The 15689-nt window shown below is 42.2% G+C and carries 12 protein-coding genes; 9 read left to right on the top strand and 3 right to left on the bottom strand.

Annotation, left to right across the window (positions count from 1 at the left end; all coding sequences use genetic code 11):
• Positions 1 to 62: 62 nt before the first annotated feature.
• Both AC3IRT_RS03610 and AC3IRT_RS03615 read right to left on the bottom strand, forming a co-directional pair.
• On the bottom strand, positions 63 to 5495 hold the full coding sequence (locus tag AC3IRT_RS03610) for an N-6 DNA methylase (protein ID WP_260041227.1): 5433 nt from the start codon (positions 5493 to 5495) through the stop codon (positions 63 to 65).
• Positions 5482 to 5919 (bottom strand): DUF1896 domain-containing protein, encoded by a 438-nt coding sequence (locus AC3IRT_RS03615; protein WP_002993229.1) that lies wholly within the window; start codon positions 5917 to 5919, stop codon positions 5482 to 5484. Before AC3IRT_RS03615 ends, AC3IRT_RS03610 begins: the two co-directional genes overlap by 14 nt.
• Before the next feature lie 612 nt (positions 5920 to 6531).
• On the opposite strand from AC3IRT_RS03615, the gene AC3IRT_RS03620 reads away from it, so the two are divergent.
• The 7 genes from AC3IRT_RS03620 to AC3IRT_RS03650 all read left to right on the top strand — a co-directional run bounded on the left by AC3IRT_RS03620 (position 6532) and on the right by AC3IRT_RS03650 (position 12030).
• Complete coding sequence (locus AC3IRT_RS03620) at positions 6532 to 6861, top strand: ArsR/SmtB family transcription factor (RefSeq protein ID WP_003010092.1); 330 nt, start codon at positions 6532 to 6534, stop codon at positions 6859 to 6861.
• Between the two features lie 75 nt (positions 6862 to 6936).
• Entirely contained in the window at positions 6937 to 7401 is a 465-nt protein-coding gene (locus AC3IRT_RS03625; protein WP_002993236.1) for a DUF6428 family protein, read from the top strand.
• Between the two features lie 19 nt (positions 7402 to 7420).
• On the top strand, positions 7421 to 8035 hold the full coding sequence (locus AC3IRT_RS03630; RefSeq protein ID WP_002993237.1) for a low molecular weight phosphatase family protein: 615 nt from the start codon (positions 7421 to 7423) through the stop codon (positions 8033 to 8035).
• Between the two features lie 3 nt (positions 8036 to 8038).
• Positions 8039 to 9067 carry an ACR3 family arsenite efflux transporter gene (arsB, locus tag AC3IRT_RS03635; protein ID WP_002993239.1) on the top strand — a complete coding sequence of 343 codons (1029 nt, stop codon included), beginning with the start codon at positions 8039 to 8041 and terminating at the stop codon, positions 9065 to 9067.
• 377 nt (positions 9068 to 9444) lie between these two features.
• On the top strand, positions 9445 to 10023 hold the full coding sequence (locus AC3IRT_RS03640; RefSeq protein WP_002993243.1) for an efflux RND transporter permease subunit: 579 nt from the start codon (positions 9445 to 9447) through the stop codon (positions 10021 to 10023).
• Entirely contained in the window at positions 10020 to 11204 is a 1185-nt protein-coding gene (locus tag AC3IRT_RS03645) for a TolC family protein (protein WP_380948342.1), read from the top strand. The genes AC3IRT_RS03640 and AC3IRT_RS03645 overlap by 4 nt, the downstream gene beginning before the upstream one ends.
• A 262-nt stretch (positions 11205 to 11466) precedes the next feature.
• Positions 11467 to 12030 carry a helix-turn-helix domain-containing protein gene (locus AC3IRT_RS03650; protein ID WP_002993247.1) on the top strand — a complete coding sequence of 188 codons (564 nt, stop codon included), beginning with the start codon at positions 11467 to 11469 and terminating at the stop codon, positions 12028 to 12030.
• 15 nt (positions 12031 to 12045) lie between these two features.
• Here AC3IRT_RS03650 and AC3IRT_RS03655 read toward each other — a convergent pair whose 3' ends face one another.
• Positions 12046 to 12495 carry a Fur family transcriptional regulator gene (locus AC3IRT_RS03655; protein ID WP_380948343.1) on the bottom strand — a complete coding sequence of 150 codons (450 nt, stop codon included), beginning with the start codon at positions 12493 to 12495 and terminating at the stop codon, positions 12046 to 12048.
• A 2-nt stretch (positions 12496 to 12497) separates the two neighbouring features.
• On the opposite strand from AC3IRT_RS03655, the gene AC3IRT_RS03660 reads away from it, so the two are divergent.
• On the top strand, positions 12498 to 14840 hold the full coding sequence (locus AC3IRT_RS03660) for a TonB-dependent receptor (protein WP_489395120.1): 2343 nt from the start codon (positions 12498 to 12500) through the stop codon (positions 14838 to 14840).
• Positions 14841 to 14875: 35 nt separating this feature from the next.
• Complete coding sequence (locus AC3IRT_RS03665) at positions 14876 to 15439, top strand: hypothetical protein (RefSeq protein WP_003010105.1); 564 nt, start codon at positions 14876 to 14878, stop codon at positions 15437 to 15439.
• The last annotated feature ends 250 nt before the right edge of the window (positions 15440 to 15689 follow it).

Here is a 15689-nt window from a genome sequence, read left to right on the forward strand (position 1 = left end):
GAAATAAATTGAACGAACCTGAGATGTTGTGATTAGGAAAATGTATGAATGGGTAAATGTTTTTACAATACTCCCCGTGACATATAAATACTTTTTGTCGGTACTACGCTTTCCATAGCCTTTGGATTTTCTTGCTGCTTTTCGACTTGTTCTGTAGACTTTTCTATTGGTTCCGGAGTGTTAGATAACTGTATTTTCCGCTCAATTGCCGCCAACTCCGTTTTGAGTTCGCTAAGTCGGTTTTCTTTTGTCCACGTACCATTGATTACTTCCTTAAGTATTGGAATGTTTTTTTGGAAATCTGCCATATTCTCCTGTTCTTTTCTGATATAGGTGGGCAGCTTTTCCAATGCTTTAATAAAATTTAGTGAAGCTGTTTCGGGATCTTTTGCCATTACACCATTGTTGAATGTATATTTGATAGTACCCTCACCTTGAATAAAAAAACGGTTTACACGAATATCCACCCCCTCTTTTTGTGACATTTCCGTTTTTACCAAAAGTTGAAAGCCATACAGATTACCGATTTCTTCATAATCCCCACCCGTTCGGGATTTGTCGGCAAGCTGATTGAGCTTTGCACCGATTTGTTTTATATCCGCATTGGGCGACAAAACGTCTAATTTAATAAGGTTGGCAACGGAACCGTCAGTGTTTTTTTGGATACGTCCCTGCAAATTATTCCAATCAAGGCTCATACGGTCATAGCGGGATTGGGCTTTTCCAAGTTCTGCCTCATAATCTTCCAGTTTGTACTTGGCACTTGATTTTGAACGATTGAACGATTGCCTTTCGCTTTCCAATCCGGCAATCTGTTTCTCTATTTTAGCTTTGTCCAAAAGGTCGGTATTGCCCATAAGGATAGCTACATATTCCGAGAAATTCATACCCGACTTTTCATCCATACCACCTTCGTCAATCGTCCGTTTACCAAGATTGTTGGATTTTAATTGGTCAATAAATAGCTGTTTGTTGTGCAGCAGGTTGAACTTATAACTATCCAGCGATTTTTCAACGGCATAGATGATTACATCCACTTTATTGTCGTTAAAATGCTTGGCAATCTCATTGCCTTTGCGGATAGCCCTACCGTCCCTTTGCGCAAGGTCGGACGGTCGCCACGGCGTATCTAAATGGTGTACGGCAACGGCTCTTTTCTGTGCGTTCACACCTGTACCGAGCATACTCGTAGAACCGAAAAGGACACGGATTTTGCCCTCGTTCATTCCTTTGATTAGCTCTTTTCGTTGCTTGTCATTCTTCGCTTCCTGTATAAAGCGGATTTCGTGTGCAGGTATGTCGTGGTCTTCCACGAGCTTACGTTTGATTTCGGAGTAGATATTCCACTGATTTGGCTTGTATGTTCCCAAATCCGAGAAGATGAACTGCGTGCCTTTCTGTGCATTGAATTTATTGTAATATTTAGCAATATTATCTGCACAATGGGAAGCTTTGTTATCGGCGTGGTCTTGGTAATGGGGGCTTACCATTCGCATATCCAAAGACATCTTTCGAGCGTAGTCCGTAGCGATAAGCATTTTTGCTTTTTCTTCTTTTTTAGATAGCGGTTTTCTGCCAAGTAATTCCCCTTTGCCTGATTTGGCAAACTCCATCAGCTTTTCAATAAACTTCTCCTGGTCTGGAGTTGGAGGTATGTTGTAAAATATCTCGTTCTTTTCGGGACGGTCTATTCCAATCATTTCGGCGGTACGGTAATCCGTGATTTCGGAGTAGAATTGAGCGAGTTCCGGCACTTTGATAAAGTAGCGGAAACGCTCTTTTGCCACGATATTATTGGCGACCGAAAACTCATAATCGGTTGTTTTCTTTGCGTAGATTGCCGCCCACGCATCAAACGAGTTAATGCCCTGTTTTGCCAAAGCCCTTGGTCGCAGGTATTTGAACAACAGGTACAATTCGGTCAGTGAATTGCTGATAGTCGTACCCGAAAGGAAAGTTGCCCCCATATCCGCATCGGTACGTTCCTGTATAGTCCGTATAGCAAACAAAAGATTCAGTGCCTTTAGGCTTCCCTGTTGATTGCCCAATCCTGCAACCCTTGAATGCCTTGTGTTGAAAATCAGGTTTTTGAATTGGTGGCTTTCGTCTACAAATAAATGGTCGATACCCATCATCTTGAAGTCCACAATATCATCTTTGCGGTTTTCAATGTCGTGTTGCAGGGTTTTCAGCTTGACTTCGAGGTTTTCTTTCTGTTTCTCTGCTCCGGCGAGCATACCCCGGGTTACTTCATCGCCCTGACTTCGCAAAACGTCAAGATTTTCCTCCACACTGTCCAGTTCGGATTGCAGGATTTCCTTTTGTATTTCGGGCGATTGGGGTATCATTCCGAACTGGTCGTGGGTCAATATCACACAATCCCACTCGTTGTTCTTAATATCTCCGAAAATCCGCAGTCGTTTTTGGGGCGTAAAATCATCAATGCCCGGATAGAGTATTTTAGCGTGCGGATAGGCGGTGCGGTAGGCTTCGGCAATTTCAGGTATATTCGCTTTCAACCCGATAATCATCGGTTTGTGAGCCAGTCCCAAACGCTTCATTTCCTGTGCACCCGTGCACATTATCAACGTCTTTCCGGCACCTACTTCATGGTCGCAGATAGCACCGTTATTGAGCTTTATTATCCAGACAGCATCCTTTTGGCTTGAATACAGGTCTTCAATACCCAATGCTTTTCGGTCCAATTCCGGAAACACCTGATGGGAACCGTCGTAGTGCGGTCGGACAAAACAGTTAAAGGTGTCGTTGTATTGGTCAGTCATCCTTATCTTGAACTCATCGTTTTGGGCGTGGAGCCAATCGTTAAAGGAGGTTCGGATTTCGTCAATCTTGGTATTCGCCATTTGTATGGCTTCCATATCCCGTACCTTGACATTCTTTCCGTCAACCTGTACCGTTTTGGAAATATCGGGTGTGGTATTGACAAGGGCGTGCTTGAGCAGGGCAATCCCGTCATACGTCCGGCTTTGGGCTTTGACCGCATATTTATCCCATATATGGACATTTTTCTGTTTGCAGGTGACGGAAAAATCATCGGCACTGTCCGAATAGTGGATTTTCACATCTGCGTCGAACAGATGCGATGCAAATCGGGCGTAGATGCCAGTGGGTATCCAGCGTTCGCCCAGATTAAAATCGAGTTCCTCAAATTCGATACGTCTTGGTCGGGCTTCTTCCAAAACGGTAAGGCTTTCTTTAGCTTGGGTATCATCGGGATTGCTTTCGAGGTAATCTCTTATTTCGTTGGCTTTCTCCACTACATTGCCCGCAACCCAGCGTTCGAATATTTCATATTCCTTTTGCAATGGATTGTAGTAGATGAGACCGTGTAAGGCTTCTTTCAAAGCATCAGCAGGCATACCGCTGATTTCGGACATAAAGTCCAAATCCACGCTTCCGTATTTGTTCAGCGAAGCCGATAACGCTTCTTCGGGATTGTCCGTTGCAATGGTTGCGGTAGAAAAACTTACAGGACGGCTGAATATATCTGCCTTATGGATTACACCACCAACGACACGCTCCAGATAGGGCATTTCTTTGCCTACACTGTCTGTTTTGATGAGCTTGATATTGTCCGCACTGTTGAGATTTCCGTACCTTTTGACAAAAGCATCGTATAAGCGGTTAAGGTTTTCCCTTTCTTCCTTGTGTTCTGAATGTTTCTCGGCTTCTTTTTGGTAGAGGTCGATATAGGTATCACGAACTTGGATATATGCTTCGGCTCTTGCTTTTTGCAAAGACGGTAACTGCAACGGGTGGAATATTGCCCTTGCATCACTTTTATCCACTTCCTGCAAATAGCCGACCCAACCGTTATCTACGACAAGGCAATCGTTACGGTGAAACTGTTGGAGTTCGTCACTGTACGGAGCAGGTTCGGGAACAGTAGCAGGTACGGTACCGGCTGACTTATCGGCTTGGCCATTACTGTTTGCCTGTGAAAATAAATCGCCGATTGTTTTCTGTTTTGTGCCATTGGTTTGTAAGGTTTTATTGACCGTGCCGTTTGATGCTGGAGATGTATAGGACTGTTGCATCGCTCCGCTAAAGAGGTCGGTTTGCCGACCTCTTGGGGTACGTTTTCTTTTTGTCGTTTGTCTTTTGGCTTGGGTGGTTTTCTTTGGCGGGGTAATAACCGCTACGGTTTCATTTACATTTTCAAACAGGTCGAAAATGCTTAGCTGTTTTAATTCCTGCTGGCTTTCCTGTACAATGGCTGGTGCAGTAAAACGCGGTCGTTCGGGTTGTATGATTTCGGGTTCAGTAGCCGGAGGTGCCGGCGTTGGCGTAATCGGAATTTGTACGATAGGTTCATCGTTGCTTTCGCCTTTGTACAAATCAAAATTCAGGTGCTTTCCAAAATCTTCGGAAAGCATTTGCTTCAAATCTTTGGCAATCCCCGCAACACCGTCTTTATGCGTATAGATAATTGCAGGTTTTCCGTATGGGTCGGTATCTATCTTACGGTCGGTATGTATGACCCTCGTACCGTCACGGAAAAAAGCATTGCTTGAAGTATCGTATTTGGTCTGCCTGCTTTGGCAAAACAGCTCTTCCAATTCGCTCAGAGGTTGTTTTGCCGTATTCTTTTGCAGGATAATCAGGTCGCTTCCGACTTCTGTACCTGCATATTCCGTGAACAGGTTGTTTGGCAATCGGACAACCGACACCAGATGGTTGCTTTTCATTAACGCCCTACGTATCGGCTCATTGTTGGGGCTGTTTAAAATTCCTTGCGAAGTAATAAATACCTGCAAACCACCCTCACGGAGCATATCGTTTCCTTTCAAAAAGAAATAATTGTGTATGCTACGGGCAGCCTGTATTTTTGCGGGGTCTTTGCTTCGGGAAAACGTAAGATCGAACACGGAAGTATCGCCAAACGGAATGTTGCTTGCAACAACATCATAGCTATTTTGTTCCTTTTCGGGGATTTCCTCAAAACCGCTCACACGGATATTGCTTTCGGGATAGAGGTGTTTTAGGATTTTGCCTGTCAGCAAATCTTTTTCATAGGCAGTTACTTTGGTTTGTTGGTTTTCGGAAAAGGATTGTATAAACGAGCCGATACCTGCGGAGGGTTCAAGGAATTTCTGAATATTTACATCGCTTTCCCGCAGGGTTTCGGAAATTGCATCAATTACCTGTGGAGGTGTATAAAAAGCCGTCAGCACGGAGCTTTTCATACTGTCCACGTATCGGCGGTATTGCTTATCGTCTTCGGACTTTTCTTTGAGCAGTTTGTGGAGTTCCAGCGTAATGGGGAATAAATCGTGTTCGGTTTTCCTCCAATGGTTGATATCTATTTCATTTGCTATGGGGTTCAATACGAATTTAAGACCGCCAAATCCGCTGTATTGTTTCATTGACAGTCTTTCACCCACGGTAGCGTTTCGTTGCTCTTTTTCCAATGTAAAGGCAATCCGCAGGGCTTCGATATTGTGCAAGAGATGCTGCCGTTTACTGAAGCCCATTTTCCTCAATCCATATTGCGATGGTTCCGGTTATCTCGGTATAGAGCAGGTCAAACTCATAACCGTAGGCAAAATCATCGGCTAGTTCATATTGGGCGAAAACATTCTCGCAAACAGGGAACATTTTCAGAGCGAACCGCCGCAGTTCCTCGTCTGCCATTAGGGTATCGAACTCATTGCATACTACCTGAAAAACCATATCAAACTTGGAGAAGTGCAAACCCTCAAAGAGTATGTAATTCGCTATCTCATTACATTGCTCAATGGCATTGCCGGAACGGAACGCATCCTCATAGGCATTGGCAGCCCACGAGGAACGCTGGTCAATAAATTTTTGGTTGCTGGCTTTTTCAGGGAAACTACTGTTCAGGAGTTCCTGTAGTCGTAAACGGAAATACGACAGGTCTTTTTGCTGTGTACTCATAATAAAATTTTGTTTAGAATTTTGCGTAAAACCTAAAATTAGAGCAGGGAGCAAGAGCCTTTGAAGAAGTGGCAGGGTTTGGCTTCGGGAGGCAGGATTTGGCAGAACAGTGTTTATTCAGATATCGTTATAGAGTTGTCCACTTCATTGACATATACGTCCGACCCATCAAAATCATCATCATCGTTTTGGGAACTTTGTCTTGTAAAAAGCTCCAGTCTGTCAACTTGCCCAAAAAGCCGAACAATACGCTTTCTGATTTTGTCAGGTTTTTCGGATTGTCTTCCACGGGGAGATATAAGCACCTGTGGAACATCTCTTGCATGTCTTTCAAGAGGTTTTCCCTTTGTGAACAGTAGGACGATTTCTGCATTTGCCCGTGTAATATATCCCATTCCAATAAAAACCCAATCATTGTTCCTGTTCGTTTTTTTTTCTTGCAACGGCTAAGGTATCAGCGAGAAGAAAAGGTCGACTGAAAGTGGCAGAGTTTGGCTTTGAGAGGTAGGGTTTTACCACACATAAGATTATTAAAAGAATTGATTGTTTTTTTACAAACCATATTATATCTAAATTTATTATCGTAATATTGCGATATATAAAAAACAAAGCATGGGACTTACTAAATCAGAAATATTCACGGACGAGCAAAACAGATTAGCTTCTCTATTTAAGGTTCTGGCACACCCTGCAAGGGTTGCCATACTTCAATATATCATTAACCAGAAAGCCTGTATCTGTAATGATCTGGTCGAGGAATTGGGATTGGCACAGGCTACGATTTCTCAGCATTTAAAGGAGTTAAAGAGTATCGGCATCATTCAAGGCACAATCGAGGGTAAATCTGTTTGTTATTGCATCGATAAAAATGTTTGGAAAAAAATCCAAGCAGATTTTAATTCATTCTTTGATCAGGAAGTAAAGGTAAACAAGTGCTGTTAGCCGTGTTTTTTTAATATTTAACATCGCTATATTACGATACAATATTTTAATAAATCATTTCAAAATTCAAAAACAATGAAACTATCAAACATCAAAGAAATCTTACCAACATTGGACAATGTTGAATTTCAATTAGCGGACGGAACATTTGTCCCCAAACATTTCCACGTTACGGAGGTAGGTATTGTTACAAAACATTTTATTGATTGTGGCGGAACGATCAGAAATGAAAAGGTCGTCAACTTCCAGTTGTGGAACGCCAACGATTTTGAACACAGGCTAAAGCCGACCAAACTATTGAACATCATCAAACTGTCCGAAGAAAAATTGGATATTCAAGATGCCGAAATAGAAGTGGAATACCAAAGCGAAACCATTGGCAAATACAATCTGGATTTTAACGGAAACCATTTTGTACTGAAAAACAAACAAACCGCTTGTTTGGCAAGTGATGCCTGCGGTATTCCTGCCGAAAAACAAAAAGTAGAATTATCAGAGCTGAACAGTGCTTGCTGTTCGCCTAATTCGGACTGTTGTTAAACCCTATAAACCAATCGTAATGTACAAGAATTTAGCTGAAACCATAAAGGGAATATCTGATGTTCAGACCGTAAGCGAAGAACGTAAAACCATATTGCAACCCTTGATAGACTTCGTACAACAAAAAGTAAGCAACGGACAGGTAATAAATCTCAATTTCATCTGTACACACAATTCACGAAGAAGCCATTTATCGCAGGTTTGGGCACAGGTGGCAAGTGTATATTACCATATCCCGAATGTATATTGCTATTCGGGCGGTACGGAAGAAACGGCATTATTTCCGAAAGTAGTGGAAACATTGAATGAACAGGGTTTTTCTGCTTTCAAAATTTCGGAAGCGGACAATCCTGTTTATGCTATTAAGTACAGTGAAAATGCTTTGCCGATTATCGGTTTTTCAAAAAAGTACGATAGCCCTTTCAATCCTGTATCGGCATTCACTGCCATTATGACCTGTTCACAGGCAGACGATGGCTGTCCTTTTATTGCAGGTGCAGAAAAGAGAATACCTATCACATTTGAAGACCCGAAGATTTCAGACGGCACAACAGAGCAGACAAAGATATATGCGGAAAGGAGTTTGGAGATAGCAACTGAAATGTTCTATGTTTTTTCAATGATTAAAAAATAACCAATGCAACCAAAACTAAAATTTCTTGACCGTTACCTTACCCTATGGATATTCCTTGCTATGGCATTTGGCGTAGGATTAGGATATTTCTTTCCCAACATTTCTAACGTAACAGACAGCTTGTCCGTAGGAACCATTAATATCCCGCTGGCAATAGGTTTGATACTGATGATGTACCCGCCATTGGCAAAGGTGGATTATACAGTATTGCCCAAAGCGTTTAAGGATAAAAAAGTAATTGGAATATCTTTATTCCTCAATTGGGTAATCGGTACGGTAATGATGTTCGGGTTAGCCGTTCTGTTTTTAAGGAATGAACCCGATTATATGACGGGATTGATTTTGATAGGATTGGCAAGATGTATCGCAATGGTAATTGTATGGAGCGACCTGGCAAAAGCCAACAGGGAATATACGGCACTATTGGTAGCGTTGAACAGTGTCTTTCAGATATTGAGTTACAGTTTTTTGGTTTGGCTTTTTATCAACGTATTGCCGAGTAAATTAGGATTAGCCAATTTCAATGTAAATGTATCAATGAAAGACGTTACCGAAAGCGTGTTGATATACTTGGGTATTCCTTTTTTTACAGGTTTCGTGAGCCGATATGTTCTTATAAAATCAAAAGGCATTGAATGGTACAATAGAAAATACATACCGGCAGTATCACCTATTACACTTTACGCATTATTGTTTACCATTGTACTGATGTTCAGTTTGAAAGGCGACAAGATATTGGAGTTGCCAGTGGACGTGATTAAGATAGCCATACCGCTAATCATCTATTTTGTATTGATGTTTTTCGTGAGCTTTTTTATAAGCAAATCCCTGAATGTTCCTTATGACAGGAACGCGTCCATAGCATTTACAGCCACCGGGAACAATTTTGAATTGGCCATAGCCGTAGCCATTGCGGTTTTTGGTATTCATTCTCCACAGGCATTTGTTGGCGTTATCGGACCATTGGTCGAAGTGCCTGTACTGATACTATTGGTAAGGGCAAGTTTATGGTTGAAGAAGAAACTATACTAAGTTGATGTAAATAACTTAGCGGGATTTTAGAATTGTCAAGAAACTAAAATTAAACCCTCTGAATCCGCAGCGTTTATTGTTTGTTCAAGATGTGAAGCATCCTGCCCACCTCAATATCCATTCGGGAAAATGCAAACCATTTTTTGCCCAGGTCTTTGAGCGAAGCCCCTATATGGTAAAGCTCCGCTTGGTCTATTATCAAAAATCGGTCGTGGGTATCGGAGAAAACCTTAATTTCAATCGGGAGGTATTGGCTGTTGTACCGTTTTATGTCCAATTGTAGCTGATTGCTGATTGCTTTGGTGTAGATTGTTGCGGTTACATTTTGTTTTCGCTTAACCAATATCGTTAGTGCCGTTGAGGAAATCCAACAGATAGTGGGCGAAAAAATAAAGCTGCCCGAAGATTACCACATTGAATACGGTGGGCAATTTGAAGCGGAGGCAGAAGCATCGCAGACCTTGATTGCGACCTCCCTGCTTTCCATTCTGATTATTTTCCTGATACTGTTCCGGGAGTTCAAAACGGTAAAGTTAGCCGCCATCATTTTAATCAACCTGTCTTTGGCATTGATTGGCGGTGTGTTCAGCATCTATTTTACCAGTGGCATTTTGAGCATTCCTGCCATTATCGGTTTTATCACCTTGTTTGGTGTGGCTACCCGTAACGGCATCCTGCTCGTATCGCATTACAATACATTGTGTGATGAGGGGTTGGATTTGTACGATACGGTTATACAAGGCTCAAAGAACAGGTTAAGCCCCATCCTGATGACGGCACTTACCGCAGGGCTGGCATTGATACCGCTTGCTATTGCGGGCGATTTGCCCGGCAACGAGATACAAAGTCCTATGGCAAAAGTGATATTGGGCGGCTTGCTTACTTCTACATTGCTCAACATTTTTATTGTTCCGGCGGTGTACTATTTATCTAACAAAAAAGCAGCTAAAGCATGAACATAAAATTTTTAACGGCAATCTGTATGTGCGTTTTTACCATACAATTGCAGGCACAGTCAGGATTGGAAACCGTCTTGTCTGATGTTGCCAAGAACAATAAAACGCTGCAAACCCAAAGCAAATATTGGGATGCGCAGAAGTTATTGTACCATACGGGCAATACGCTGTACGACCCTGTGGCCAGCTACGATTTTATGCGTGGCTCACCCTATGCCATTGCGGGCAACCAAACGGACATTAACGTCTTGCAGCGTTTCGACTTTCCCACGGTTTACAGTAAAAAGAAAGCATTGGCTGGCGAGCAGAGTAAGCAGGTAGATTTTTCGCTAACAGCCAACAGGCAGGAAATATTATTGGGAGCGAAAAAGATTTGCATTGAACTGATATACCGCAATAAACTTCAGGAAAGAATTATAGAACGGAAAACAAAAACCGAAAAGTTCCTGACCGACTTTCAGACCAAACTGGATAAGGGCGAAGGTAATGTGCTGGACGTGAATAAGGCTAAACTTCAATTGATTGAGATTAATAAAGATTATCAGTTGAACATTTCCGCTATCAACCAACTTCATCAAAAACTGACGGAACTTAACGGCGGTATAGAGATAGTCTTTAACGATACCATATACCCTGAATATAAGCCCGTTCCTGCATTTGAAGAATTGGAAGAAACAATTGAATACAAAGACCCGGTAAGAAAATATTTGACACAACAGACCGTAGTAGCCCAAAAGGATATTGAAGTTACTAAGGCATTGACCCTGCCAAAATTTGAAGTGGGTTTTCATTATCAGGGTATTTTAGGGCAGCAGTTTTACGGTGCAAAAGTAGGCGTGAGCATTCCTTTGTGGGAAAACAAAAATCGGGTGAAGCAAAAGCAGGCTGAATTATCGGTGGCAGAAGTACAGGTAGCACGGCACAAGAACGAACATTATTATCATTTGAAGCAACTGTATGAAAAGTATATCAACCTGCAAAAGACGGTAGCAGAATATGAGAAAGTATTAAGCAGTATCAACAGTATTAAACTATTGGATAAAGCGTTATCATTCGGAGAGATAACCACTATCCAATATTTTTTGGAGGCAAGTTACTTTTATACCGCTACCAATAATTATTTGCAGGCGGAGAAAGAGTACAACGATGCAATAGCCGAACTGTACCAGTATTTGCTATAATTTAATATTGTAGGGTGAATGCAGACCATTAGCAAAGGCAGATGTATCACTGTTTTAAAACCTTGCGGAATACAACTTTCGCAAGGTTTCAATTAACTAAATTAGAAGCCTGGGCCGAGGCTTCAGGTTAACAAAAACCCAAATTATAAGCGCCTATGCAGACAATGCAATCAGATAACTTGATTTAGACAGGAAGCAACGAGCGTAGTTCGACTTAAATCGTAAATTTGTTTATTGTGCTTAATATAGCAGTTAGTAAGATATGAATACACTCTTTATTAAAAATATGGTATGCGACCGCTGTATTATGGTGGTGCAAAACGAATTGGATAAACTTGGTTTAGATGCTAAAAATGTAAAGCTGGGCGAAGTTACCCTTACCAAAGAAATTACACCTACGGAGAAAGAGGCTTTGGTCAAGACTTTAGAGCCATTGGGGTTTGAAGTAATTGATGATAAAAAAGGCAGGATAATAGAAAAGATAAAGAACATTATCATTGACCTGGTACATCATCAGGATAGTGATGTAAAAACCAACCTTTCCGATGTATTGAGCGATAAACTGCACCACGATTACAATTACTTGTCCAATCTGTTTTCAGAAGTAGAGGGTACAACTATTGAAAAATACTTTATCGCCCAAAAGGTGGAAAAGGTAAAAGAACTGCTGGTGTATGATGAACTGTCGTTAAGTGAGATTGCCATGCGCCTCAACTATTCAAGCGTAGCCTATTTGAGCAACCAGTTCAAGAAAGTAACGGGGCTTACCCCGAGCTATTTCAAACAAGTCCGGGAAGATAAGAGAAAGCCGTTGGATAAAGTATAGGAACGGCTACGCTATTCAGGAACACTGCGGGCAAAGCCCTGACACCGTAAAATTGACTTCACTTATTTTATATCCTTTAGGCAACTTAAATAACGGTTGCACATCCTCTATACAAGTTACCGATTTACATTTTTGACAACTGAAATGCAAGTGGTTATGATTGTGGACTACTTCACAGTTATGGCAACTTGCATATCCTACACCCCCGTCAACGTTTACCACTTTGTGGACTAAATCTTCTTCCATTAACCTATCCAGTACCCTGTAAATCGTCACCCTGTCGCACAGACCATCCAACGCCAACTGGATTTCAGCGTGCGACAATGCCAAATCCGACTTGTGGAGCAGGTTCAAAATCGCTGTTTTGGCGACTGTGTTTCGTACTTGTTTCATTTTTATTATATAATAATTGCAATGTTGTTGCGTTTTCAAAGATAATAATTTATTTTTGCAACAACATTGCATTAATGCGATTGTCGTTTTCTATGAATAAAGTTGTTTTACTTTTTATCCTATTAGTCGCAAACATCCATACCAGCTATGCCCAAAAATGCAACTATACCATATCCGGTCAGGTGGGAAGCTCTGACAAGGGCAGCCCGTTGAGCGGGGTATATATCAACCTGAACAACGGCCAATATGTGGCGGTTTCCGATAGTTCGGGAAATTTTAAGTTTGAAAAACTATGCAAAGGGAACTATCTCATAAAGGCCAGCTATATGGGACATGAGGCGGAGCCGCAAAACATTTCTTTGGAAGCGTCTCGTCACATTGAAATCTTTGTAGAGGAAAACTCCACGATGCTTGACCCGGTGGTCATTACCACCACGGTCAATAAGGCGCAGAATACCGGGCTTCTAAGAGAATTAAGACAGGGGGAACTAAGCAAGAGCAGCGGTCTCCCGCTGGCGGATATGCTCGGCCAGCTTCCCGGGATCAACGTCATGCAGACCGGAACGACCATATCCAAACCTATCTTTCACGGCCTGCACAGCAACAGGTTATTGACCATAAACAACGGTGTGAGGCAGGAGGGGCAGCAATGGGGCAACGAACACGCTCCCGAAATAGACCCCTTCATTGCAGACAATATTGCTGTCATCAAAGGTGTGGATGAACTGAAATACGGTTCGGATGCCATCGGCGGTGTTGTCCTTGTCAACCCCAAACCACTGCGGTACAGCGGATTTTCGGGAGAACTGAATACGGGCTACTTTACCAATAACAATCAGTTTGTGGTATCTGCAATGGCAGAGCAGCAACTCAAAAGCATACCCCAACTAAGTTTCCGTGTACAGGGAACTTTTAAGCAGGGCGGCAATATCCAAACGCCGGACTACATACTGAACAACACCTCCCTGAACGAATACAATTTTTCATTCACGATCGGGTACAAGACCGACAAGTATTCCATTGAAGCCTTTTACAGCCACTTTCAGACCAAGGTAGGCATATTTCAGGGTTCACACATGGGGAACTTGGCAGACTTACAGACTGCGATTGATGCGGACAGACCCAACGACATCTTTTTGGGCTATAAAGGCTTTCAGATTGGCAGACCTTACCAAAGGGTGACACACGATTTGCTAAAGGTAAAATCGGAGATATTTGCCGGAGAGAAAGCCGGGAAACTGAACATACAGATTGCCGCACAATTCAACAACAGGGAAGAATTTGATATAGTCAGGAACAGCGAAATTACAACGCCTCAAATGACTTTGAATGTCAGCACGATTTCCGAAGAAATTTCTTGGGAGCATCCCACATTCAAAAACTTTAACGGAAGTATCGGCATATCCGCTATGCAGCAGGACAATACCTACAAAGGTCGGTATCTCATCCCTGCCTACAATTCCCAAACATACGGTGCATACTGGATTGAAAAATGGAAGAAGAACAAATGGGAGCTTCAGGGCGGTATCAGGTATGATTTTAAGCAAATCAGTACGGTACGATACCCTTACAATAACCAGCCTGTGGAGCATGACTTTGATTTTTCAACAATCGGGGCATCATTCAATACCATCTACCATCTTTCAGACCATATCAGGATAAACGGAATGGTCAGCCTTGCCAATAGGGCTCCCCACGTTAACGAACTGCTCATTGACGGCATACATCAAGGTACTGCCACCTATGAACTTGGGGACGTAAACCTGAAAATAGAGCAGGCTGTAAACACGGTCTTGGGGCTTTCATATAGCAATGAAGAAAAATCGGTAAATATAGACTGGTCTGTATTCTACAATTCCATCAACAACTTTATCTATTTACAGCCCCGCCCGGGAGAGCCTGTATTGACCATTGCAGGTGCATTTCCCAAATTCGTCTATCAACAGGCTGATGCCTATCTCACGGGAACGGATTTATTAATCAATTACAAGCCTGTACAGAAACTGGACATCATAGGAAAGGCATCTTTGCTAAGGGCGTACAATAAAACGATAAACGACTGGCTGATTTCCATGCCATCGGACAGGTTTTCATTGGGGTTCAATTACGAACTGCCCGATATAAGGTCTTTCCAAAAATCCTATATCGGGATGGAAATTCCGCTGGTCTTAAAACAGACAAGAGTACCTGATGAAAACATACACGGCCAGCAGGATTATAAGCTGCCCCCTGATGGTTATCTCCTGACAAATATATCCGCTGGTACAGTGGTCAGTGTCTTGGGCAGGTCACTGAACATCAATCTTGCAGTGAGCAACCTGTTCAATACCCGGTACAGAAACTACCTGAACAGCTTCAGGTATTTTACGGACGAAATGGGCAGAAACATCTCCGTTAGATTAAAGTACGTTTTCTGACAAACACGTTTTTCAACAATTAAATTTATATAACAATGACACAGAAATTCAAACATTTTTCTTCGATTGCCGTAGCGGCAATCGTACTATTCGCAACCTCATGCAGCAAAGACGATGACCCTATCCCCGAAGAAAACGACAACGAGGTAATCACTACGGTACAGCTACGTTTTAAGGAACAGGGAACCACGAACGAACTTCTTTATGCTTGGAAAGATGCTGACGGAGCCGGAGGAAACGCCCCGGTCATAGACCAGATTGCACTGCAACCGGGTAAGTCCTATGATGTCAGCGTATCCTTTCTTGACGAGGTAAATGGTGAAGACATTACCGAAGAAGTAAGTGAGGAAAATATAGACCACCGTATTTATTACGTGCCATCTTCCACATCAAATATACAAATCACAAATTTGGATAAGGATGACAACAACGTTACGTTAGGGCTGGAAAGCGTTTGGACAACCACGACCGCTTCCACTGGTACGGTCAGGGTTGTGCTGCGCCATTATCCACAGGGAGGAAAGATTGAAACGGACTTGATTAATGACCCTAAGTCATCAACTGACGTAGATATTCAATTTAATTCTAAAGTTGAATAAACCCCGCACCAAGAAGAAGACCGGGCATCCGTCAGTATTTTAAGACCACAGCTTTTTAAGCAAACAATAAAGCATTGCGATTATCTTTCGCAATGCTTTGTGGTTTTAAAGACCATCTAAAACTGGCTTTATGGCGATAACCATCTGATGAAGTGGCTCACCTATACAGGATTTCAATAAATCTTACAAATCAAATCCAAAATTTCACAACAGTACCCATAATTATAATAGCCAATTTTGCATTGTAAAT

It is taken from the genome of Sphingobacterium sp. KH_072 (assembly GCF_057837975.1).